The following is a 22,332-nucleotide window of genomic DNA, read 5'->3' on the forward strand; positions in this document are numbered from 1 at the left end:
CAGCCTTAAAATGATGTTTCGTTTTTGGGCACTAAAAAAGCAGCCCAATCAGGCTGCAGCAGGGGGAAAATCCCTTAATGAACGCGAATTTGTTTTCGAAATACTTCTTTTACCATGTAAGCAACCCCATCCATATTATTCGAACGGGTGACCCAATCCGCTTTAGCTTTCACTTCATCGACCGCATTTCTCATGGCCACACCGAGCCCGCATTTTTCAATCATTTCCGCATCGGCGAGATCATCACCGACGGCAACAATTTCATTAAGCGGGATGCCAAGCTGGCCGGCAAAAAACAATAAGCCGTTAAACTTAGACGTACCTTGCCGCACAAGAGTCATACTATCCGATCCGGTGCGCCATGCATTCAGTGATGGAAAGTAGTCATTGATCGCCTTTTCCAGATCATTCATGGTCTTTTGATCATCAAGTTTGATTTTTACATCGGTCGCGCCCTCATAATTTTCAAGTAAATATTGACTAAGAGAATCCACATAGGTGACCGGATAAAACAACGGTTCATTCATACCGATCGTCATTTTCGCAATCAGATTTTTCTGATGCGGCCGATTGCTGATTGACAGACGTTCATGTGACATCTGGATCTGACAGGGATAGGCTTCAAGAAATTCAGCCAGCTGCATCAGCACGCTGTGATCAATTTTACTGGTGTACACCGGATCATCAATCGAAGATGAAACAAATGCGCCACTATGTGTAATAATAGGCTGCGTTAATCGAAGCGCACGCGCGACCTTGGCGGCCGAATGAAAATGGCGTTCGGTAACCAGCGTAACCGCAACCCCTTTTTTTTGCGCATACTGAATTGCCTCCTTCGTTTGACGATTCAGCCGATTGCTGCTGTTCAACAGGGTCCCATCGATGTCCAGAGCAAGTAAGCGATATACCAAGGTTATCCCCCTTTTCGGAATCCATATCAATACTGCGTTCCTGTAAAAAAGCTTATGAATTCGGCAGGTGAAATAGAACCAGGCACCATTATGAATAGCGGAAGGAATATGGATGAACCAAAAAGGGATGTCTCCTCATCAGAATGATTCGAGACACCCCACAGATTATCGTTCAATTTTTCTGCTTATACGAATACTTACTTTTGAAATCCACCAAGCTGAGATTGTGCCTGTGAGACAAGGCGCTTTGTGATTTCTCCGCCTACCGAACCGTTGGCTCTTGATGTTGTGTCCGGTCCAAGGCTGACCCCAAATTCGCGGGCAATTTCTTCTTTCATCTGATCTACTGCTTGTTGTACACCTGGCACGACTAAATTATTTGAATTGGCCATGTGTTTCACCTCCCTTACACGCCTATTTTGTTCCCGACCAATTGTCTCTATACGAACAATCTGTTGGAAAATTTCGGGCGGTAAGGTGCAGACACGAAAATCAATCAACCGGAGTCAGTTCTCCGGTCTTAGGATCAATGACAAGGCCGATGACCGGCGTATTGTCCGGCAGAAGCGGATGCGTGCTGACAATCGATACACTCTTTCTCACTTCATCCTCAACCGATTGGAATCCGTTCAGCCATTGGTTTAGATTTATCTGCACAGACGCAAATTTATGTTCATCAATGCCTGTTTTTTTAATATCCTCAATCATTTTTGTGGCATGCAGACCATGCATGCCGCAATCCGTGTGTCCAATAATATAAACTGCCCGGGAACCCAGTTCATAAAGTGAGACAAGGATACTCTTCATGATATTGCTGTACGGGGATTCAACCATACCACCTGCGGATTTCAGTATAATCGCGTCACCATTCTTTACGTTCATCGCTTTAGGAAGCAGTTCGATCAGCCTGCAATCCATGCAGGAAACAATCGTCATCTTTTTTATTGGACGGCTTGGTGCTTCATACGGCCGAAAGTCTCCATTTTGAACAAATTTTTCGTTGTATCTCAGTATGTCTTCAAGCTGTGACATTGTCTCTCCCCCAAGTCAAGTATATAAGTCACAGTTAATCATAAAAGAAATGAGTAAAAAAAAAAAGAAAAACCGCCTCTTTATCTGAGACGGTTTTTCCTAAGTTCACTAATCACAGCTTAACGACGTTAGCTGCCTGAGGTCCACGGTTGCCATCAACGATTTCAAATTCAACGGACTGACCTTCGTCCAATGTTTTGAAACCGTCAGTCTGGATTGCGCTGAAGTGAACGAATACATCATTTTCGCCCGGAACTTCGATAAATCCGAAGCCTTTTTCACTGTTGAACCATTTAACTGTACCTGTTTTCACGAAGAAAACCTCCTAGATTGCGGACACATTTCAATAATGAGCCACATGAAAAATTTATATGCGTATGTTTTATCTGGCGTTACATTGCCCTCCGCTGAAAAGATATTCAGCAAACGGGTCTTTCCGCAAAAATAAAAAATTCACATATTATAAAAAGTATCAATAAAAAAGTACCATACATTGATAATCCTTTTATAATACGTGAATTATAAATGTTACCTTTTATCATACACAATAATCATAAAATTAGACCTAACAAAAAAATCAAAAACATCAATCGGCTTTTCTAACGCCGAAACAACGAAAGCCCTACCTCTCTTCCATCCTTACGGTTCCTCTGACCGAGCCAGTACGATTCAGCGCAAGATGATCAATCTGCTCTCCATGCAATCTTTGCACGTTATACCAAGCACACAAACCTCTATTCAAAAAACAATCAGTAATTTCGTCATTCACATTAGGTCTATTTCAGTATAGAGCGCAAAAACAGAAATGTCAACCCAAAAAAACGAAAGTTTTGCCAATTAATACAATAAGTTGTGCAATCGTTTAACTTTAGTACTACAAAAAGCTAAGAACCGAGCATAGTCCGGTCCCGTTCCATTGACCTTGTACCTGCTGAACACTCCAGCTGCTCGCTGCCGCGGGCAGTCCAGGAGCATCCTCTGACAGGTCGAAATATCTGCGGATCTCCTTTCAACCGGAACGCTCCGCAGGCGCCAGAGCGCCTCCGCTTTGACGCTTAGACATTGTATTGTTTTGCTAGTTACTTACAGAACAAAATCATATACCTTCTTTACCTGCTTAGAAAACCTGGCTTTGCAAAGCCTCTGGTGAAGGCAAATCCGCCGTTGCACTTATACGATAATCCGCTGAATTTTAAACTTCCTTATAGTACAAAAAACAGCCACTCACAAAATGGCTGTTTTTACTGATGAAAATTGCTTTTCTAATCATGCGCGGGATACTAATTACGCCTTTTTTGACTGAACATGGCTTTCAGGCCACGCTTGACAACCTGAAAAAATGTCAGAGACCTGACCATACGCTCTGGATGAACGTATTTACGTATTGCCCGCAGAACTTCTTTCGGATGCCTGGAAGAAAAAGTGTATGTTCCATTTTTCTTGGTCCGTATAGCATAGCGAGGAATCCATTTCCCCTTGAATATCACTGAGGCAACAACATAATCAATTTCATCCCAAGGGATTCGAATATATTTTCGAATATTCCGGTCATTGTAAAACTCAAATCCTTTGTCACCAATCATGATTTTGCCGTAATCGGTCAACCCCATAAAAGAAGTGGCATCCGTTACAAAATCGACTTTTGTGTTCATTGATTGAACCATTTCAGTGACCGCACCCCTTTCGTCTCATGTGCCATTATACTTGTTCCATCGATTAAGCCGTCGCCTAAATGACATAAAAATTACCCAAGTCAAATTTTGCACGATTACATGATATGAGCCAGGTGTAAGACAATACCAATCACGAACAAGCCAAGAATCATAATGATCGGCGAAACTTTTTTCTTAAGCAGCCACATGCAAAGAAGTGTTAAAGCTAATGCTGCTAATCCAGGAATTAAACTATCTAAATTGTTTTGCAGTGTCGTTACTTTATGAGCATCTAATGAAAGACCGGCGGCCTGCTGTTCCAGCGCGGTTTTAATGCCCTGAGCTCCGGAAGGTAAATGATCCCAGTCAATATAAGCACCTTTATCAAGTTTAACAGAAGAGACAACCGGTGTGAATTTTATCGATACCCAGCGGTTAACCAGTGCGCCGAGGATGAACATACCAAGGATTGAGGCACCTTTAGTAATGTCCTGAAGCAATCCGCCTGACAGGTCATCGGTAATTTTAGAACCGGCCTTATATCCGAACTCTTGCGTGTACCACATGAATGCCATACGAATAATATTCCATGCAACGAAATAAAGAATCGGTCCAAGTATGTTACCCGTCATTGCAAGCGAAGCGGCAAGTGCGCCAATGATCGGTTTTACCGTGAACCAGAAAACCGGATCACCGATGCCTGCCAGAGGCCCCATCATGCCGACCTTAACCCCTTGAATGGCAATGTCGTCAACCGGTGCACCATTTGCACGTTCTTCTTCAAGCGCTAATGTAACACCAATAATTGGTGAAGCAACATACGGGTGGGTATTAAAGAACTCTAAGTGACGTTTCAGTGCAGCAGCACGGTCTTCTTTAGAAGTGTATAATCTTTTAATTGCGGGAATCATTGAATAGGCCCAACCACCGTTTTGCATACGTTCATAATTCCAAGAGCCTTGAAGGAAAGTTGAACGCCACCAAACGGAAATACGATCTTTTTTTGATAATTTCAATTCTTGTGCCATTACTATGTCCCTTCCTTCTTAGTAATTATCAATAATATCGCCTAATGGATCACCGGTGTTTGTGCTTCCGCCTTTACCTGAACCGCCTTGTTTCGAAAGCGCCAGATAGATAAGTGCCAGAGCCACACCAATTGCTCCCAGACCGATCAGTGTAATTTGTGTCACTGTTGCGAGTACGAAACCAATCGCAAAGAATGGCCAAACTTCTTTTGTCGCCATCATGTTAATAACCATTGCGTAACCTACGGCTACGACCATGCCCCCGCCGATTGCCAAACCATCTGTCAGCCAGACAGGCATCGATGCAAGCAGGCTTCTGACCGGACCGGCGCCGATGGCTAAAATTAATGCAGCCGGAATAGCAATACGTACCCCTTGCATGCAAATCGCGCAGATATGCCAGAATTCAATTTTTTTGAAGTTTCCTTCTTTAGCTGCCGCGTCCATAAAGTGTACAAATGCAGTGGCAATTGTGCGGCAGATGATGGTTAACAGCAAGCCGGCTACGGCAAGCGGAACAGCAATTGCAATGGCAGATGACACCCCGGCACTGCCCTGACCGCCCAGAACTAAAATAATCGCGGAAGCAACGGATGCAAGCGCGGCATCAGGCGCTACAGCGGCACCGATATTGGCCCACCCCAGGGCAATCATTTGAAGCGTACCGCCGAGGATAAGACACGGTACCAGATCCCCGGTAACCAGGCCGATTAAAGTACAGGCGATGACTGGCTGATGAAAGTGAAATTCATCCAGAATGCCTTCCATACCAGCAAGGAATGCCACGATAACGACTAATATAATTTGAATAATGTTCAAATCCATGATGATTAATCCTCCTTTTCCCAGATCATTAAGATTGTCTGACTCTGTTCAGTTCTTCTTGAGCTTTCTTGATGATTTCGTCCAAGTCACCTTTTGAGTCGTTTGGTACTTTACGTACATCAAAGGTCAGGCCAGCTTTCTTCAGCTTAACGAAAGCATCAATATCATCCTGGCTAAAGGCAAGAACCTTGTTCGGCTGAACTTTTCCCGGTGAATGCGCCATAGAGCCAACGTTGATTGTCTTCAACGGCACACCGCCTTCAACTGCCCTGAGCGCATCCTGGGGATTTTCGAAAAGAAGTAACGCGCGTTGACCGCCAAAATGCTGATCGTCTTTCGCAAGCTTAATCATTTGATCAACAGGAACAACATGTGCCTTAACACCGGGCGGCGCTGCCTGCTGAATTAATTTCTTACGCAGTTCATCCCTGGCAACTGTATCAGACACGACGATGATACGTGTCGGTTGTGTCGTCTTCGTCCAGGAAGTGGCGACCTGACCATGAAGTAAACGAGAATCAATACGTGCCAATACGTATTTAAATTTACCGGGTGCCCCTGTATTTGATTGCCGTACGGGCGCTGCGGCGGCAGTTTTTTCCGTTTCTAAGGCTTCTGGCCTTATTTTGATTCCCTCTTTCGCCATCGCCAGAATATGTGCAGCGATTTCACGCGCTGTGTTCATTGACAGGCGTGAAGCATACGCCTCAATCAGCATCGGCAAGTTCATACCGGCAACGATTGCCCATTTGTCTTTATGCTCTTCAAACAGGCTGTTGACTTGATTGAAAGGTGTACCACCCCAGAGATCGACCAGGAACAGCACTTCTTCCTGATCATCCAGAGAGGCAATGGCTTTTTTCATTTTTGCCTTTACGTCATCGGGGCCTTCGTTTGGCATTAAGGTGACCGTTTTGACATTCTTCTGCTCGCCAAAAATCATTGAGGCGGACTGGAAAATGCCTTCAGCAAAATTGCCGTGGCTTGCCAGAATAATACCCACCATTCTTCTATACCTCCTATTTTTATCATTTTTTCACTTTAACCGATTTCTTAGACATCCGATTATAGTATCGTTTTCAAAACCTCGCAGCAAAAAACCGGATAATTTCTTATACTGAAGCGCTGCTCACCTTCCTTTACATTTGGAAAGTTCATGGCCAAGAAATAGCGGAAAACAAGAATCCTTAGATCTACACCAAACCCTTTTCGGAAAGTGATTTCCAAAGATTTTTTGAACTGTCACTGGAAACCTTGCGGACATCCAGTTTAATACCGCGATCATGAAGCCATTTGAAAGCCTCGACATCGGCTGCATTGACTGCGATCGCATCGGTAACCATGATCCGTGTTGTATCAAAACTGATGGCACCGATATTAATCGACTCAACTTTTATGCCGCCTTCGACAACACGTTTCGCATCAACAGGATCCTCGACCAGAATCATCGGTTTTAAAATGTCAAAACGCGGGTCTCGATACAGTCTGATCATTTTCTCCACCGTGATGACATTCGTTCTAATCCCTGGAGGAGCGGCTTGTATGATCAATGTCTTACGCGTCAGATCCTCCGCCACACGGTCGGACACAATTAAGATGCGGTTCACTTTGACGGCTTTTGCCCAGTTTGTTGTCACCTGACCATGCAACAAGCGACTGTCAATACGTAATAAGCGGACATCCATCGTCATGATCCTTCGCTAACGCTGCCCGTGCGCTCGAAACAACGAATAGCCCTCCCACCTTTCCAGTCAGTCGTATGCCATGCGTTCATGGTTTCCAAGTGATGCCGTAGTATATCCATGATTCAGGTTTCCCGCTGCAAAACGGCCAAACCATCACAAAAAATACACACACCATACGGCAAGCAAGTTACGTGCCATTTTTTGTGTATCGCAAAAAGTACGGGTATCACTGGATTTTTTCACTTAAAAATAGAACGAGCGCACTATTTAATGTGTATCAATTATTTTTGTGTATCATTTTTTCTTTTTCTGTATTAAATAATTCAATGATATAAAACACTTCTGCATCTGAAAGCTTGATATTAAGTGTTTTATTCAGAATTTCATTGGCCTGCTTAATGATCGGATACAGTGTTTCATTTCTGACGCCAGACAGTCTTTGCTCATCAACGCTCATTTCTGAACGTGTCAGATAGCGCTCAAGTGCTCCCGCCAGGTGCATGATCAGATTAACTTTGAATCCATTGGACATTTTATACTTGCTGCGCTGCTGAATAAAATCACAATAATCCCATAATACCCCCGCAATTTTTACAGGGTTAATGAATGTAAAGTACTGTTCCAGATAGTTCTGACTCGTTTCTTTCGTTAATAATTCCGAATGTTCCAGATCCTCCGCCTCGCGGGCGGCATGATTGTTTATTTCTTCAATCAGACTGACAAACCGCTCTCCTCCGCCCTGCAGCAAATTTTCCAATGAAACAAAAGGAGCGGCAATCTGAGGCCTTACGATACCGGTTGCGGCCACAATTTGATAGTTTTGCTGAATTCTGGCAATCTGTTCACTCATCGACACAACCGAAACCGTGATCACAGTAATATCATCGATCAGATTGTCAACTAATATTTTATCCAGCAGGTCCTTGATTCTTCTCGCCGTTCCTTCACCCGTCGAACAGATCGCAATAATGGCCTTCTCACGCTGATCCGATATTTTCCGGACATATTCTTTCTTTTTCTGAACCTTTTCAACCGTTCGCGAATAGCCGTCAAATTCACGCAATTCACGATAAACCGTTTCAAGGTCACTGTCGATCAATGCCGTTTTACGCGCAGCTTCCAGCACCATCGCTGTTGTCACCATATCAATCGTTCTGACATGAATATTCGTTTTCTCCGTCAGTTTATTGCTGAATGTGCTAAGAGACCCCATATCGACCAACAGTAATACACCGTTTCCCTGATCAATATTTTTCACCTGTGAAGCAATCCCGTCCAGCGCAATTTTGGGGCTCATTTCAAGTGGCATGTCATAGGCAGCGATATTATCGACAGACAGCAGCTGCGAAACCACCTGTACCATTGAGGATGCAGTACTGTTTCCATGAGCTGCTACAACGATGCCGACTTTCCCGGCTTTAGGTTCTGATTTCAGAGATACGAGAAGAATCGCTATGTAATAAACTTCAGATTCAGGAATAGGAAAATGATAATGATCCTGAATCAAATTTTTAACGCGCTCTGCAATCTTCAGTTCCGTCGGATAATCATGAACCATTGAAATCAGGTCTGTCGACATAGTGCGCAACGGTTTCCCTGACTGAATCCGCTTAATAAACGAACTGATGTGTAAACTCATTGCATAAATAAAATTATCTCTGACCGGATAATTCTCTCTTTCCTGAAGCATCTGCTGAATCCGTTTTGTTAAATCAATGATATCCTGATCAACGATCTCACTCAGACCACCATCTGTTTTTTCTATCTTTCCCTGACGATAAAAAGATTTTAGATGCAGATTGATATCTGTCATAATGAAGTTGCTGATCGCTGATTGATCCAATCCTTCTTCTTTGAGCAATGCAGCTTTGTCGACAATGATTTCGTATAAATTATATGGCAGCTCGTAACTGTCAATGTCGGGCAGCCCACGCTCGGCATCAGGCTTGATCACCATCGTTGGTTCCAGCAAACGACTCAGATTTCCCAGCTCCTGCCGATTGTTAGCCAGATTGGAGAGCCCGTCTTTAATATTGGGCGGCAACTGACTGAACTGCAGGCTAATTTCATTTTTATTATGCATGCTATTTAAAAAACCCTGAGCACAGATCAATTGAATATTAGATTTTAACTGTCCGATATTTCCGTATGTGACACTGCCAAGCAAAGCTTGCACAACATCTTCACCCAAACGGATATTTTTATGAATCCGATTTGCTTCAAGCGTTAATAATTGTTCCAATAACTGCAGCTTCTCATGTGCACTTCTTTGGTTAAAATCAGGCAGCTGGATGATGATTGGGATACGGCGGACAAAAGTCTGCAGCAATGAACTTTTCGGATCCTCAGTTGTCGCGAAAACAAGTCTGACGTCCGCATGATGAACCTTGGCCGTTTCACCTAACCGACTGTATGTCCCATGATCCATAAAGTAAAAAATCATTTCCTGCCCCTCAGGTGGCAGACGATGTACTTCATCAAGGAAAAGCATGCCACCATCCGCTTCCTGAATCAGCCCATCCTTATCAGTGCTGGCACCGGTAAAAGCTCCCTTGACGTACCCAAACAGATGTGACATCAATAACTGCGGATTGTGTGCATAGTCCGCGCAGTTGAATGTGGTAAATCCCTTCTTTGAAATAATCTTTTTATCCAGTGCAAAGCGGTACATCTTACTGGCAAAATACGTCTTGCCAGAGCCCGTCGCCCCGATAATCAATGTATTCAATCCGTGCGGTGGATAAAGCAACGCTGCTTTGGCCTGCTCGACTTGATTTTTCAGGCTGCCGCGACTGCCGATCATGTGCTTAAAAACATCCGTCTCGTTCCGATTTGCCGTATCTTCTTTAATACGTTGATCACGGATACGCGCATAACCCGCAAAACCGATATTGGGTTTCTGCTGCAGCTTAGATTCTCCTGCCTCGGCTGCGTGGTTCACATAATAGCGAACCGGACGCCCCTTCGTCTTCGCTATCCGTCCCTCTCTGACAAGCTGATTCAGCTCTTTGCTGACATTTGGACGCAGCACACCGATCGCCTCAGATATTTCGCTTGTTGTCACACCTTGGGGAATACTTAGAGCATGGTTTTCCAGATACGCCAAAACTTTTTCACGGCGTGTCATGATAGGCCCTCCTTTTAGCTGCATTGTGTATCGACAGTGTATCACAAGTCAAAAAAGTAAGCGAATTCATTGACTTATATACAGAGTTTAGCCAGCATGAAGAAGCGGCCAGCCATTACCGAAGCATCCACAATGATCATCTGTGCGGCAGATTACAATTACATTGTCAAACGATCTGGAGGACATCAAGGAGGCACTCCTTGCGGATGAATGTGCTATACCTCTTTCAATGACCTGCTATTCGTCCTGCCCAACGATCTAAAAAATCAAAAAAGACTTTTTTATTCCGCTGAACAATCGCACGCTGCCCTGATAATTCGGAAATGCCTTGGACAAATCTGCCGCCAAGCATCAGTTCATCGCGTCCATGTTCAATCATTTTGCGAATGTTTTTCTCATCTACTTCGAGATGAAACTGGAGTCCGACAAATTTCTGATGGTAAACGAATGCCTGATTGCTACACGCTTTGCTGAATGCCATATGTGACGCGCCGTCTGGCAGATCAAAAGTATCGCCATGCCAATGAAAAACAGTCATCTTTTCCGGCATTTTCAGGAAAATTGGCTCCGATTGATTCATCCAGGTAATTGGATACCATCCGATCTCCTTTTCTTTTCCCGGAAAGACCCTGGCGCCAAGAGCGCTGGCAAGCAGCTGTGCGCCGAGACAGATGCCGAGCACAGGAATCCGGCGTTCAACAGCTTCGCAAATCCATTGTTTTTCTTGCCTGAGCCATGGATAGACTGTTTCTTCATCGATGTTCATCGGACCGCCCATTACAACGAGCAGATCGATATCTGAAAGATCAGGCACGTCAGGTTTTTCTTCAAAAAAGAGGGTGCCGGTGAATTTGTGCCCTCTCTTCTCGCACCAGTTGGCGACAAATCCTGGTGTCTCAAATGATACGTGCTGAAAGTAATGCAGATGCATGACATACAGCTCCTCTTTATAAATCTATTTCCCACACAGGCAATGGATTAGCAAACAGAAAAAAACGATGATCATGAAGACTTATTTCTTAATAATAGTTAGAAAGTTTGACTTCACCAGGCCACCTGCAAAGTCGTCATACTACCTGAATTTCTCTGAATCTTTATTTTTCTAATTATGTAATAATATCCGGAAAAGTGCTTTCCGACTTTTCCGGACCTGCTTTGTCAATCAAAAAGATCGCCGAACATGTCCATCACCGACTTCTTTTTCTTCTTTCTCGGATAATAGGTATCTCTGTCTTTTCTTTTATCATAATAAGATTGATCATGAAAATCACGATCTCTGTATTTTCTGTGCTCGTCGTCATCGTAGTCACGCTCATACCATTCATTGAACGGGCGTCTGACTTCCTTCACCCGACGCGACAACTTATCCAGTTCTCCGCGGTCCAGCCAGACCCCTTTGCAGCTCGGACACACATCGACCTGCACACCATCTCTCTCGATTTCCTTCATCCGCACATCATCGCAGACCGGACAGAACACAAGCATCACTTCCATTTCTGAGGATTTGCCTTTATTGTATCAAAAAACACGTCAATACACCTTAGAAGGGCTTTTATGAGCGTTCTTCAATGTTCACTCAACTGTCAAACATAGCGTTAAAAATGTTAACAAAATAGCCACATTTATAATGTAAGCGTTTTCAATTGTTATTATATAATTAATATGTGCTCAGAAAGAATCTGTTCAATTGGTTCACCATTTAATCAAGGAGATGAACACTATGGAAGCGGTAATTGAAGAAAGCAAGTATGGATCCGCATGGGATGGATTTGTTGACGGCATCTGGAAGAATGAAATTAACGTTCGCGACTTTATTATGAAAAACATACATCCGTATCAAGGTGACGAAACTTTTCTCGCCGGCGCAACCAAAAATACGGATCTTCTTTGGAAACAAGTGCTTCAGCTGTCTGAAGAGGAGCGAAAAAACGGCGGCGTTCTGGAAATGGACACCGAAATTGTCTCAACAATTACCTCGCACAAACCGGGATATCTGAATAAACAGCTGGAGAAAATTGTCGGCGTTCAGACAGATGCACCTTTTAAGCGGGCCCTGATGCCGTTCGGCGGCATTCGCATGGCTGATCAGGCTGCTGCGTCCTATGGTTACAAAATTGACGATGAAGTGAAGCATATCTTTACTGAATACAGAAAAACCCACAATCAGGGTGTCTTTGACGCTTACACGGATGAAATGCGGCTGGCACGCCATGTTGGTATTATAACGGGACTTCCCGATGCCTACGGACGCGGACGTATCATCGGCGACTACCGGCGCGTTGCATTGTACGGTATTGATTTTCTGATTGGACAAAAGAAACTGGATAAGAAAAACACCGGAAATAAAATGAGTGAAGACGTCATACGCTTGCGTGAAGAGCTTACCGAACAGATTCGTGCCTTGGAAGATATTAAAAAAATGGCCGCAAGCTATGGATTTGATCTTTCCAAACCGGCTGCAAGTGCACGTGAAGCATTCCAGTGGCTGTATTTCGGTTATCTGGCAGCCGTTAAAGAACAGAACGGTGCCGCTATGAGTCTTGGCAGAACCTCTTCGTTCCTTGACATTTATATCGAACGTGATCTTGCCAATCATGTGCTGACTGAAGAAGAAGCACAGGAGCTGGTCGATCATTTTATCATGAAACTTCGTCTGGTTAAGTTTGCACGCACGCCGGAATATAATGAACTGTTCAGTGGAGACCCGACCTGGGTAACCGAATCAATTGGCGGTATGAGTGTTGATGGACGCACACTCGTGACCAGGAACTCGTTCCGTTTCCTGCATACATTGGAAAATCTCGGCCCGGCACCGGAACCGAACCTGACCGTGTTGTGGTCGAAACAGCTTCCAAAGGCATTCAAAGAATACTGTGCAAAAATTTCAATTAAAACGAGTGCCATTCAGTATGAAAACGACGATTTGATGCGTGTGGAGTATGGTGATGATTACGGCATCGCCTGCTGCGTTTCCGCAATGCGCATCGGCAAACAGATGCAGTTCTTCGGTGCACGTGCCAATCTGGCAAAAACACTGCTCTACGCGATTAACGGGGGCGTTGATGAAATCAAAAAAGTTCAAGTCGCTCCGGCACTTTCGCCGATCACTGATGACGTTCTGAACTATGATGAAGTAATGAAAAAATTTGATCGCATGATGGATTGGTTATCCGAGCTGTATATCAACACGCTGAACGTAATTCACTACATGCATGACAAATATTCATATGAGCGAAGCGAAATGGCGCTTCACGATACGCATATTCTTCGTACAATGGCGACCGGTATTGCAGGACTGAGCGTTGCTGCTGATTCGCTGAGCGCGATTAAATACGCCAAGGTGCATGTAAAGCGTGATGACGACGGTCTTGCTGTCGGTTTTGACATTGAGGGTGAATTCCCTAAATATGGTAATAACGATGATCGCGTTGATGCGATCGCGGTCGATCTCGTCGAACGTTTCATGACAAAGCTGAAAAAGGTAGAAACGTACCGTCATTCCGTTCCGACTTTATCAATCCTGACCATCACTTCCAACGTCGTTTACGGAAAGAAAACCGGCAGTACACCGGACGGTCGTCTTCGCGGCGAAGCATTTGCTCCCGGTGCGAATCCAATGCACGGGCGTGACACTAAGGGCGCACTTGCATCTCTGTCATCCGTTGCGAAATTGCCGTACCGGTATTCACTCGACGGAATTTCAAACACATTCTCTATTGTGCCCCAGGCGCTCGGCAAAGATGACACCGTCCGAGAAGCCAACCTGGATGCAATGCTCGACGGCTACGCTGTAAAAGGCGGCCATCATCTTAACATCAATGTGTTTAACCGGGAGACATTGATCGATGCGATGGATCACCCGGAAAAATATCCGCAGCTGACCATTCGCGTCTCCGGATATGCCGTCAACTTTATCAAGCTGACTCGCGAACAGCAGCTGGAAGTACTTCATCGTACGTTCCATAAGTCAATCTGAACAAAATGATGTGTGTCCTGAAAGGAGGGGGGGGCTCATGGTTCTCGGCAACATTCACTCTGTTGAATCATTCGGTACGGTTGATGGTCCAGGTATCCGGTTTGTCGTGTTCACGCAGGGCTGCCCGCTTCGGTGCAAGTTCTGTCACAACGTGGACACACGCGCAATCGGTACCGGAAAATCAATCAGTGTGGAAGAGATTATTCATGAATTAAAGGAATATCTGCCGTTTATCCAGGCTTCCGGCGGAGGAATAACCGTCAGCGGAGGTGAAGCATTGCTGCAGATTCCCTTTCTGACCGAATTATTCAAAGCATGCAAAGCTATCGGTGTCCATACCGCCCTTGATACATCCGGATGTTGCTATGTTGATGCGCCCTTCTTTCATAAAAAGTTCGATGAACTGGCAAAGTACACTGATCTTGTTCTGCTGGATATAAAAGAAATTGATTCGGAGCGGCACAAATGGCTGACCGGTCAACCGAACAAGCATATTTTAGCCTTTGCCAGACTGTTGTCCGCAAAGCACATACCAACCTGGATCCGGCACGTACTGGTACCAACGATTACCGATTCAGAAGAAGACCTGTCGGCGCTTGGCTCGTTTATCAATTCACTGAGCAATGTGGAGCGTGTTGAAATTCTGCCCTATCACACAATGGGCGTATACAAATGGAAGGCGCTTGGGCTTGACTACCCACTGGAGGGTATCGAACCACCGACAGATGACGAAGTCGCGCGTGCCGCCATGCTCATTCAGCGGGAGATTCGCAGACCGCTCGTCGCTGTTCCACAATAAAATAAAGAGACAAAGCACGCCGCTTGGAAATGCGGCGTGCTTTGTTATATCGTTTAAAGTGACCAGATACCAGAGCCGGCTCTTATCAAGAATTTTCAGCATATCGACGAACATGAGGCGGCGCATAGCTGTCCATATAGGTCTCAATTTCATCAAAATCATCCGTAATCAGGATTTTTGACCGATCTTCAGCCGTGAGAAAGCCTTCGCCAACCATTTGATCCAGGAAGCTTTTGATCAAGTCATAATAGCCGTTCACATTCAGAAACACACAGGGACTGTCATTTTCACCAACCCTTGCCCAGGAAACTGCCTCGGAAATTTCTTCAAGCGTTCCCGGTCCGCCGGGCAATGCAATACAGCAATCCGACTGCGCCATCATTTTCTTTTTCCGTTCATCCATGTCCTGAGTGATAATCAAGCGACTCAATCCCTGATGGGCAATCTCCCGATCTACAAGAAATTGTGGCATGATCCCGATCGCTGTCCCTCCCAGACCAAGAACCGCATCAGCAACACAGCCCATCAACCCGACTTTTCCTCCGCCATATACTAGCCCATAATGATGCCTCGCGATCCATGTTCCAAGCCTGACGGCATATTCCTCATAAATCGGCTTGTTTCCCTTACTCGCGCCGCAATAAACAGCGATCTGTTTCATTTAAAATCTCCTCTCCGTAAACGTTCGCAAATTCAATATATCACAAACAAATAAAATCATTACTGTCTTGCACCCCATTGGAAACCATAATAAGATAAAAGAAGCCGTCAAAATCTGTTCACAGCACGCCTTGGAGGAGGATTCATGAACGGGATCATTCAGCAAATAAAAAATCGATTAAACCAATTGTCATCAGCTGAGAAACGGGTTGGCCGCTACATTACGGAGCATCCTGAACTCGTTCCGAGCATGACCTCAAAAGATCTCTCCATTAAAGCAGATGTCAGTGAGGCCAGCGTCGTTCGCTTTTGCAAATCGATCGGCGCCGCAAATTTTAAAACATTTAAATTGGAGCTTGCAAAAGAGCTGACACTCGCCGAGGAAGATCTAACGAACTTTGCCAGCCTGCAAAAAGCTGATGCGCCCTACGATCTTTTTTGCAAGGTCACCCAACTGAACAAACATGCGATTGAGTCGACCCTGCTGTCACTTGATCGCAAAAGCTTTGAGAAGGCAGTTAACGATTTGCGGAACGCCGATCGAATCTTTTTTTATGGCGTCGGTGGTTCGTCAATTGCCGCCATCGACGGAAGCTACAAATTTTCACGGCTTGGCTATCATTCCGTCATGATTTCCGACTTTCATCAAGCCGCCGCCACAACGCCCTTCCTGACAGCGTCTTCTGTTTTCATTGCTATCAGTATGTCCGGCAAGACTAAAGATGTCCTTCAACTTGCGGAACTTGCTCGGAATAAGAAGGCCTGTGTCATTGCAATCACCAACGCACAGCATTCACCGCTTTATAAAATTGCCGATATTAAGCTCTGTACACCGCCTGTAGAACAGGATTTTCGAATCGGCAGCATTGCCTCAACCATGACACAGCTGAATATTATTGGTGCACTCTATCTTAGTGTTTTCCATCAATCAAGTGACCATCTTGTTGAACAATATCGTGAAGCACGAGAAGCAGTCCTCAGGTTCAGAAGATAAGGCCTGATGACTTCTTTTATTACAATAAATTGAAATTAAATTTCACCATTTAATTAAATTATATTGACTTTTCATTTCAATTTTATAGAATATTAAGAAGAAATATAATAAATAAAGAAAACAGATAAAGGGTGTGCGCTGTGAACGAACATTATTCCACCGAAAGCCGTAACCAGAACACGTTGGATCTGGATAGGATGCCACTGCATGATCTGCTCGCACTGATGAATCGTGAAGATCAAACCGTTCCGCTTGCGATCAGTAAGGTTCTGCCGGAGATTGAAAAGGCCGTTAATAAAATTGTTGACTCCTTTAACATGGGCGGACGCCTGATCTATATCGGAGCAGGAACCAGCGGGAGGCTCGGCGTTCTTGATGCTTCTGAGTGTTTGCCTACATTCAGTGCTTCACCCGACATGGTGAAGGGCATTATTGCCGGTGGTGAAAAAGCATTGACAACGGCTATTGAAGGTGCGGAAGACAGTGAACAACTCGGAGGTGATGATCTGAAAAAAGTGTGCGCTGGGCCGATTGACACGGTTGTCGGCATTGCGGCAAGCGGACGAACGCCATATGTGATCGGCGGTCTCAGATATGCAGGAAAACAGGGCGCGACAACAATAAGTCTTGCATGCAACGCGGGATCAGCGATCAGCAGTTATGCTGATATCGCTATCGAAGTCGCAACCGGCCCGGAAGTCTTAACTGGCTCGACCCGGCTTAAAGCAGGAACCGCACAGAAACTTGTACTTAATATGCTCTCAACCGCGTCAATGGTCCGGATCGGCAAAGTCTACGGCAATTTAATGGTCGATGTTCAGCCGTCAAATAAGAAACTGATTGAACGTTCAAAAAGAATGATCATGGAGGCAGTCGGATGCAGTTATGAAACAGCCGAATGCCAGTTTGAAAAAGCAGGACACAATGTAAAAGCAGCAATTGTCATGAGCCTTCTTCACTGCTCATATGATGAGGCGATCGATCGATTGCAGAAGGCAAACGGATTTGTCCGCAAAACATTAGAGGGGGACGAAACAGAATGAAAAAAGAAACACAGATGGCTGCGTCCATTTTGGAGAACATAGGCGGGAAAAAGAATCTGCAGAAGATCATGTACTGCCAGACACGGTTACGCCTCTCGCTGAATAAGAAAGAAAACGCTGATTTGGTGAAACTAAAGGCAATTAACGGTGTCATGGGTGTTGTCGATGATGAAACACTGCAAATCGTTGTAGGTCCGGGAACAGTGAACAAAGTTGCTGACGAACTCAGTGGGTTAACAGGGCTCGCAATCGGCGAAGAAAACAATCCGGATGACCTGACGCTCCAGGAGCGAGCAGCCATTAACAAACAAAAAATGAAACAGTCTGCTAAAAAGACACCGATCAAAAAACTACTGAAAAAAATCGGTAACATTTTTATTCCGCTGATCCCCGGATTGGTTGCATCCGGACTCATTAACGGAATCGCTAACTTTGCCATTAACTCCGGAGCAGATCCGAAATCATCGCTATTATCCATACTGGTACTTATCGGCAGCAGTCTTTTCACATTTCTGGCAATCTTAGTCGGTTGGAATACGGCGAAAGAATTTAACGGAACGCCGGTACTCGGTGCAATTATGGGTATGATTCTTTTTAATCCTGCACTCGCCAATATTACAATCTACGGCGAACCACTCACTCCCGGCCGTGGCGGACTGTTCGGCGTCATTTTCGCGGCGTGGCTCATTACGGTTGTGGAAAAACAGGTACGCAAAGCCGTGCCCAACAGCGCAGACATTATTATTACTCCTTTAATCTCGCTGCTGATCGTTGGATTGCTCTCACTTTATGCCGTTCAGCCGCTGTTCGGAGTATTTACTGATGGCATAACAAGCGGTATTCAGGCTATTCTGAACGTTGGCGGCGTCCTTGCAGGTGCCGTGCTTTCCGGTTTCTTTCTGCCGTTGGTCATGGTCGGTCTGCATCAGGGGCTGACACCGATCCATCTGGATCTGATCCACCGTTACGGATTTACCAGCCTGCTCCCTGTTCTGGCGATGGCCGGTGCCGGACAGGTAGGCGCTGCAATTGCCATTTATGTGAAAACAAAAAACAAGAAACTTCAGGACAATATCAAAGGAGGTCTGCCGGCAGGATTTCTTGGTATTGGCGAACCGCTGCTCTATGGTGTCACGCTTCCTCTCGGCAGGCCTTTTGTTACGGCATGTATCGGTGCCGCATTGGGTGGTGCTTTCCAGGCGGTGATGCATACGGGAGCAGTTGGAATCGGCGTTTCCGGACTTTCATTGATTCCGCTTATTGCCCAGAATAAATATGTCTACTACTTTATCGGTCTTGTTATTGCTTACGTAGCGGGATTTATCCTGACTTATCTGTTTGGCTATAATGAAAAAATGGCGGATAACATCAAATAAGAATACTTGGAGAATGGAGCTGGCAGCGGGCCAACTGCTCCATCTTTTTTATTCGTGTAGTTCATTTTTACACTGTTTGCTTCGTTTGAGGCACATTAATGGGAGTGGGCAATCGATGCTTGGCTTTTCTGTCTATTTAAATCAACCCATAAATAACCAGCAAAAAAAATTGGAAACCTATCATGCTCATGGTTTTAATCTGCTGTTTACTTCTTTGCACATACCTGAGGAAGACAGCGCAACATACAAAGAACGTCTGGAAGCATTAGGCGCATTGGCAACAGAGTTGAACCTTCACTTGACTGTTGATATTTCCGCAGATTCTTTAGAAGTGCTCGGATTGCCGCTAAACCAGGCAACGGAGCTAAAGAAGATGGGGGTTGATACACTGCGTCTTGATGAAGGGTTTACTGCTGAATCTACCGCAGCGCTTTCACGGCAAATGCCTATTGTGCTCAATGCCAGCAATCTTACAGAAGCATTCATTGATTTGCTGATCAATAAAGGGCTCAGGACCGATCAGGTGACGGCCTGCCATAATTTTTATCCGCGTCCGGAAACAGGCTTGTCCCGCCGCACATTTCGTGAACGAAATCAGCTATTGAAAAATCATGGACTGACAACCGCCGCCTTCTTCCCCGGCGATGCCGATCTGCGCGGCCCTGTTTTTAAAGGGTTGCCGACACTCGAGGATCATCGCGAGTGTTCACCGTTTGTTTCATTTCTCGATTTGACTCAGGAGCAAATCGACGATTTTATCCTTGGCGATCCCGGCATGAGCGCCCATGCCCTCCGCCAATTTGCTGCCTTGGAAAGGGGAATCTTTCTGCTGAGCGCTCATGCTCAGATTGACGATTCGGATTTACTTCACATTGTTTCTTCGCCGCAGATGAATCGCCTTGACGAAGCAAGAGACTGCATTCGCTCAGCAGAATCAAGAACGCTTCATCTCATCCCATCTCCAGTTTCGCCTTATAACAATGGACGGGAGCGAGCGTCCGGAACAGTTACCGTTGATAATCAGCTGTACGGGAGGTACCAGGGCGAAATTCAAATCACACGACGCGATCTGCCTGCCGATCCGAAAGTGAACGTTATCGGGCGGATAACCGAAGAAGATTTACCTATTCTTTCTTATATTCGAGGTGGCGATACTTTTAAAATTGAATGGTCATCCTGAATGTGCGGTTATTCTCCTTCTGCAGGAAAGCCATACGTCGCATAAGTAACAGAACCCTTAAAATGAAAAAAAACAGGCATTGGCCTGGTTTCTTCATTTATTTGATAATCGGCGTATAAGCAAGAAACTTTTTCTTTCCTGACACTGGGATGTCTGTTTGCTGCTCGGAATCAGAAGTTCGGGAAATCTGCTCACTTTCAATCAACGGCTGCTGTTCAAGCGATTTATAGATAGGCATCTTCGGCGGATGCTCCATCATTGGGATGTAGAGCAGGGCAAGGACAAGAAGCAGTTGAACGGATCTAAGGATGACTTTTCGTGAGCGGCGCAAAACATTCAACTCCTTACCAAAGTTAGCTTCTATATTCATTTTAAATAAAGATTGTGAAAGCCGTTTTAAGAAAAAATAAAGATTGTCACGTGGTGTCTGGAAAAATCAGGGGAATTCTTAGTTTTGCGCTACCTTCAGCTAACCGCTCCCACTGCGATACCTGTAACAGACTTCCACTGCCCTGGCAGTGCCATGCCGGGCGCACCAAAAAGCAGCTTCTCAGAAAAAATGAGGAGCTGCTTGGCTTGTTACTCATTCAGCTATCCAGCCGCTTTCTTTTGATTTCTCCATGCTCGTAGCTGAACAGGACCGGGTGTTCTTCAATAACCGTCTCAAGGTGAACGGTGCGGCCCCACAGCTGGAAAAGATACTTGAGCACACCTTCCAAGTCTCTCGTATCCAGCTCTATGCCCTCAAAGCGGTGTTTGAGCAGCAATTCGCCATTATCCCGGTAGTCACCGTTCTCAACGACAATATATGGAAAGCCGCCGTTAATACGCATTGAGACAAGCTGATCCCGAACATTCTTCCAGTCTTTGTCGGTAACTGTATATTTGTCGCCTTTCTTTTCAAAAAGAAAAAGATCTTCACGCTGAACAAGATCCTTGGTTAAATAATTGCGAATGAAGGATTGATCCGATTCAAGTTCACGCACTTCAAAGATTTTTTCTCTTCCAGATCCTTCTTTGACGCCGAGCGAAAGCAATTCCTTAGTCGGATGGTTATAGCGCTCCTCTATATCTTCATATATTTTTAATCCCAGATAATAAGGATTCAGGCTCTGCTGCGATGGCTGCACGACTTGCGCGTTAAGTTTCGCATAGTCCACCGCTTCATCAGAGGTGAGGTCCAGCGCGCGCATAATGCGTGCATGCCAGTAAGACGCCCATCCTTCATTCATGATCTTCGTTTCCAGCTGCGGCCAGAAATAGAGCATTTCTTCGCGCATCATCGTTAAAATATCTCTTTGCCAGTCTTCGAGTACCTTGCTGTATTCTTCAATAAAAAACAGCAAGTCTTTTTCTGGGCGATTTGGAAATTTAGTGGCTTCCGTTTCTGCCTCATCCGTCTGCTCCTGATCATCAAGATTCAGCAGGTCCTGATAGGCGGACAGCGGTTTTTTTCGTTTTTTTGTCGGTTTTCCCGGTTTACTGTCCAGCCAGTCGCCCTTGCGGATGATGCGTGGATCAACATGTTCCTGAATTGCAAGCACCGCGTCGAGAAATGTTTCTACCTTCCGCCTTCCATACTGTTCCTCGTAATTATGAATACGTTCGGCAGTTGCGCTCATGCTCTCGACCATGTCGCGCCGTGTATTCACAAACCGAACATTATTTTTAAAAAAGTCACAGTGCGCAAGTACATGAGCGACAATCATTTTGTTCTGCACCAGACTGTTGGTATTCAAAAGAAAGGCGTAGCAAGGATCTGAATTGATGACTAATTCATAGATTTTGCTCAACCCTAAGTCGTATTGCAGCTTCATTTTATAAAACTGTTTTCCGAAACTCCAGTGAGAAAAACGGGTAGGCATGCCGTACGCCCCGAATGTATAAATGATTTCTGCGGGACAGATTTCATAGCGCATCGGATAAAAGTCAAGGCCAAATCCTTCTGCAATCTCTGTAATTTCATCAATCGACTTTTCAAGTTCTGCATGCTCATTTTTTGCCATCGGATCGCAGCATCCTTTCTGGGCATTACCGCCTCGGG

General features: G+C 45.1%; 21 protein-coding genes. 6 read left to right on the forward strand and 15 right to left on the reverse strand.

Annotation, left to right across the window (positions count from 1 at the left end; translation table 11 throughout):
• Positions 1 to 74 precede the first annotated feature (74 nt).
• The 12 genes from M3N64_RS01905 to M3N64_RS01960 form a co-directional block, all read right to left on the reverse strand.
• A complete protein-coding gene (locus M3N64_RS01905) occupies positions 75 to 911 on the reverse strand; it encodes a Cof-type HAD-IIB family hydrolase (protein WP_249096496.1) in 837 nt (278 codons plus the stop codon).
• A gap of 197 nt (positions 912 to 1,108) precedes the next feature.
• On the reverse strand, positions 1,109 to 1,303 hold the full coding sequence (locus M3N64_RS01910; RefSeq protein ID WP_249096500.1) for an alpha/beta-type small acid-soluble spore protein: 195 nt from the start codon (positions 1,301 to 1,303) through the stop codon (positions 1,109 to 1,111).
• Positions 1,304 to 1,403: 100 nt separating this feature from the next.
• Complete coding sequence (locus M3N64_RS01915) at positions 1,404 to 1,943, reverse strand: beta-class carbonic anhydrase (RefSeq protein WP_249096503.1); 540 nt, start codon at positions 1,941 to 1,943, stop codon at positions 1,404 to 1,406.
• Between the two features lie 112 nt (positions 1,944 to 2,055).
• On the reverse strand, positions 2,056 to 2,256 hold the full coding sequence (locus M3N64_RS01920; protein WP_249096506.1) for a cold-shock protein: 201 nt from the start codon (positions 2,254 to 2,256) through the stop codon (positions 2,056 to 2,058).
• Positions 2,257 to 3,223: 967 nt separating this feature from the next.
• On the reverse strand, positions 3,224 to 3,607 hold the full coding sequence (locus M3N64_RS01925; RefSeq protein ID WP_249096509.1) for a DUF956 family protein: 384 nt from the start codon (positions 3,605 to 3,607) through the stop codon (positions 3,224 to 3,226).
• A 104-nt stretch (positions 3,608 to 3,711) separates the two neighbouring features.
• A complete protein-coding gene (locus M3N64_RS01930) occupies positions 3,712 to 4,623 on the reverse strand; it encodes a PTS system mannose/fructose/sorbose family transporter subunit IID (RefSeq protein WP_249096511.1) in 912 nt (303 codons plus the stop codon).
• Positions 4,624 to 4,641: 18 nt separating this feature from the next.
• A complete protein-coding gene (locus M3N64_RS01935; protein ID WP_249096513.1) occupies positions 4,642 to 5,448 on the reverse strand; it encodes a PTS mannose/fructose/sorbose transporter subunit IIC in 807 nt (268 codons plus the stop codon).
• A gap of 28 nt (positions 5,449 to 5,476) precedes the next feature.
• Positions 5,477 to 6,454 (reverse strand): mannose/fructose/sorbose PTS transporter subunit IIA, encoded by a 978-nt coding sequence (locus M3N64_RS01940; RefSeq protein ID WP_249096516.1) that lies wholly within the window; start codon positions 6,452 to 6,454, stop codon positions 5,477 to 5,479.
• 187 nt (positions 6,455 to 6,641) lie between these two features.
• A complete protein-coding gene (locus tag M3N64_RS01945) occupies positions 6,642 to 7,133 on the reverse strand; it encodes a PTS sugar transporter subunit IIB (RefSeq protein WP_249096518.1) in 492 nt (163 codons plus the stop codon).
• A gap of 277 nt (positions 7,134 to 7,410) precedes the next feature.
• Positions 7,411 to 10,260 (reverse strand): sigma-54-dependent transcriptional regulator, encoded by a 2,850-nt coding sequence (locus tag M3N64_RS01950; protein ID WP_249096528.1) that lies wholly within the window; start codon positions 10,258 to 10,260, stop codon positions 7,411 to 7,413.
• A gap of 226 nt (positions 10,261 to 10,486) precedes the next feature.
• Positions 10,487 to 11,191, reverse strand: coding sequence for a type 1 glutamine amidotransferase (locus tag M3N64_RS01955; RefSeq protein ID WP_249096530.1), 705 nt, complete (start codon positions 11,189 to 11,191; stop codon positions 10,487 to 10,489).
• Positions 11,192 to 11,418: 227 nt separating this feature from the next.
• Positions 11,419 to 11,709, reverse strand: coding sequence for a TFIIB-type zinc ribbon-containing protein (locus tag M3N64_RS01960; RefSeq protein WP_249096534.1), 291 nt, complete (start codon positions 11,707 to 11,709; stop codon positions 11,419 to 11,421).
• A 271-nt stretch (positions 11,710 to 11,980) separates the two neighbouring features.
• Between M3N64_RS01960 and pflB the strand changes: the two genes are divergently transcribed.
• Entirely contained in the window at positions 11,981 to 14,236 is a 2,256-nt protein-coding gene (gene pflB / locus M3N64_RS01965; RefSeq protein WP_249096539.1) for a formate C-acetyltransferase, read from the forward strand.
• Between the two features lie 37 nt (positions 14,237 to 14,273).
• Positions 14,274 to 15,035 (forward strand): pyruvate formate-lyase-activating protein, encoded by a 762-nt coding sequence (gene pflA / locus M3N64_RS01970; RefSeq protein WP_249096545.1) that lies wholly within the window; start codon positions 14,274 to 14,276, stop codon positions 15,033 to 15,035.
• Positions 15,036 to 15,120: 85 nt separating this feature from the next.
• Here the strand turns inward: pflA and M3N64_RS01975 are convergent, their stop codons facing one another.
• Complete coding sequence (locus tag M3N64_RS01975) at positions 15,121 to 15,696, reverse strand: LOG family protein (protein WP_249096547.1); 576 nt, start codon at positions 15,694 to 15,696, stop codon at positions 15,121 to 15,123.
• Positions 15,697 to 15,840: 144 nt separating this feature from the next.
• Here M3N64_RS01975 and M3N64_RS01980 point away from each other — a divergent pair, with 144 nt between their 5' ends.
• The 4 genes from M3N64_RS01980 (at position 15,841) to M3N64_RS01995 (ending at position 20,288) form a co-directional block, all read left to right on the forward strand.
• Entirely contained in the window at positions 15,841 to 16,689 is an 849-nt protein-coding gene (locus M3N64_RS01980) for a MurR/RpiR family transcriptional regulator (protein ID WP_249096552.1), read from the forward strand.
• A gap of 140 nt (positions 16,690 to 16,829) precedes the next feature.
• Positions 16,830 to 17,732 carry an N-acetylmuramic acid 6-phosphate etherase gene (gene murQ / locus M3N64_RS01985; RefSeq protein WP_249096557.1) on the forward strand — a complete coding sequence of 301 codons (903 nt, stop codon included), beginning with the start codon at positions 16,830 to 16,832 and terminating at the stop codon, positions 17,730 to 17,732.
• On the forward strand, positions 17,729 to 19,108 hold the full coding sequence (locus M3N64_RS01990) for a PTS transporter subunit EIIC (protein WP_249096560.1): 1,380 nt from the start codon (positions 17,729 to 17,731) through the stop codon (positions 19,106 to 19,108). Before murQ ends, M3N64_RS01990 begins: the two co-directional genes overlap by 4 nt.
• A gap of 115 nt (positions 19,109 to 19,223) precedes the next feature.
• Positions 19,224 to 20,288 (forward strand): DUF871 domain-containing protein, encoded by a 1,065-nt coding sequence (locus tag M3N64_RS01995; RefSeq protein ID WP_249096561.1) that lies wholly within the window; start codon positions 19,224 to 19,226, stop codon positions 20,286 to 20,288.
• Between the two features lie 97 nt (positions 20,289 to 20,385).
• Here the strand turns inward: M3N64_RS01995 and M3N64_RS02000 are convergent, their stop codons facing one another.
• Both M3N64_RS02000 and M3N64_RS02005 read right to left on the reverse strand, forming a co-directional pair.
• Complete coding sequence (locus tag M3N64_RS02000) at positions 20,386 to 20,619, reverse strand: hypothetical protein (RefSeq protein ID WP_249096568.1); 234 nt, start codon at positions 20,617 to 20,619, stop codon at positions 20,386 to 20,388.
• 256 nt (positions 20,620 to 20,875) lie between these two features.
• Entirely contained in the window at positions 20,876 to 22,294 is a 1,419-nt protein-coding gene (locus M3N64_RS02005) for a SpoVR family protein (RefSeq protein ID WP_249096905.1), read from the reverse strand.
• Between the last annotated feature and the right edge of the window lie 38 nt (positions 22,295 to 22,332).

Source organism: Sporolactobacillus mangiferae, from assembly GCF_023336505.1.
GTDB classification, from domain to species: domain Bacteria; phylum Bacillota; class Bacilli; order Bacillales; family Sporolactobacillaceae; genus Sporolactobacillus; species Sporolactobacillus mangiferae.

What these genes read in the sequence shown, in the direction of transcription:
- M3N64_RS01915 (WP_249096503.1), bottom strand. Translation starts at nt 1,943, where the DNA reads ATGTCACAGCTTGAAGACATACTGAGATACAACGAAAAATTTGTTCAA.
- M3N64_RS01960 (WP_249096534.1), bottom strand. Translation starts at nt 11,709, where the DNA reads ATGAAGGAAATCGAGAGAGATGGTGTGCAGGTCGATGTGTGTCCGAGC.
- M3N64_RS01940 (WP_249096516.1), bottom strand. Translation starts at nt 6,454, where the DNA reads ATGGTGGGTATTATTCTGGCAAGCCACGGCAATTTTGCTGAAGGCATT.
- M3N64_RS01950 (WP_249096528.1), bottom strand. Translation starts at nt 10,260, where the DNA reads ATGACACGCCGTGAAAAAGTTTTGGCGTATCTGGAAAACCATGCTCTA.
- M3N64_RS01930 (WP_249096511.1), bottom strand. Translation starts at nt 4,623, where the DNA reads ATGGCACAAGAATTGAAATTATCAAAAAAAGATCGTATTTCCGTTTGG.
- M3N64_RS01955 (WP_249096530.1), bottom strand. Translation starts at nt 11,191, where the DNA reads ATGCATCTGCATTACTTTCAGCACGTATCATTTGAGACACCAGGATTT.
- M3N64_RS01980 (WP_249096552.1), top strand. Translation starts at nt 15,841, where the DNA reads ATGAACGGGATCATTCAGCAAATAAAAAATCGATTAAACCAATTGTCA.
- M3N64_RS01935 (WP_249096513.1), bottom strand. Translation starts at nt 5,448, where the DNA reads ATGGATTTGAACATTATTCAAATTATATTAGTCGTTATCGTGGCATTC.
- M3N64_RS01995 (WP_249096561.1), top strand. Translation starts at nt 19,224, where the DNA reads ATGCTTGGCTTTTCTGTCTATTTAAATCAACCCATAAATAACCAGCAA.
- M3N64_RS02005 (WP_249096905.1), bottom strand. Translation starts at nt 22,294, where the DNA reads ATGGCAAAAAATGAGCATGCAGAACTTGAAAAGTCGATTGATGAAATT.
- M3N64_RS01945 (WP_249096518.1), bottom strand. Translation starts at nt 7,133, where the DNA reads ATGGATGTCCGCTTATTACGTATTGACAGTCGCTTGTTGCATGGTCAG.
- pflA (WP_249096545.1), top strand. Translation starts at nt 14,274, where the DNA reads ATGGTTCTCGGCAACATTCACTCTGTTGAATCATTCGGTACGGTTGAT.
- M3N64_RS01975 (WP_249096547.1), bottom strand. Translation starts at nt 15,696, where the DNA reads ATGAAACAGATCGCTGTTTATTGCGGCGCGAGTAAGGGAAACAAGCCG.
- M3N64_RS01925 (WP_249096509.1), bottom strand. Translation starts at nt 3,607, where the DNA reads ATGGTTCAATCAATGAACACAAAAGTCGATTTTGTAACGGATGCCACT.
- M3N64_RS01990 (WP_249096560.1), top strand. Translation starts at nt 17,729, where the DNA reads ATGAAAAAAGAAACACAGATGGCTGCGTCCATTTTGGAGAACATAGGC.
- M3N64_RS01910 (WP_249096500.1), bottom strand. Translation starts at nt 1,303, where the DNA reads ATGGCCAATTCAAATAATTTAGTCGTGCCAGGTGTACAACAAGCAGTA.
- pflB (WP_249096539.1), top strand. Translation starts at nt 11,981, where the DNA reads ATGGAAGCGGTAATTGAAGAAAGCAAGTATGGATCCGCATGGGATGGA.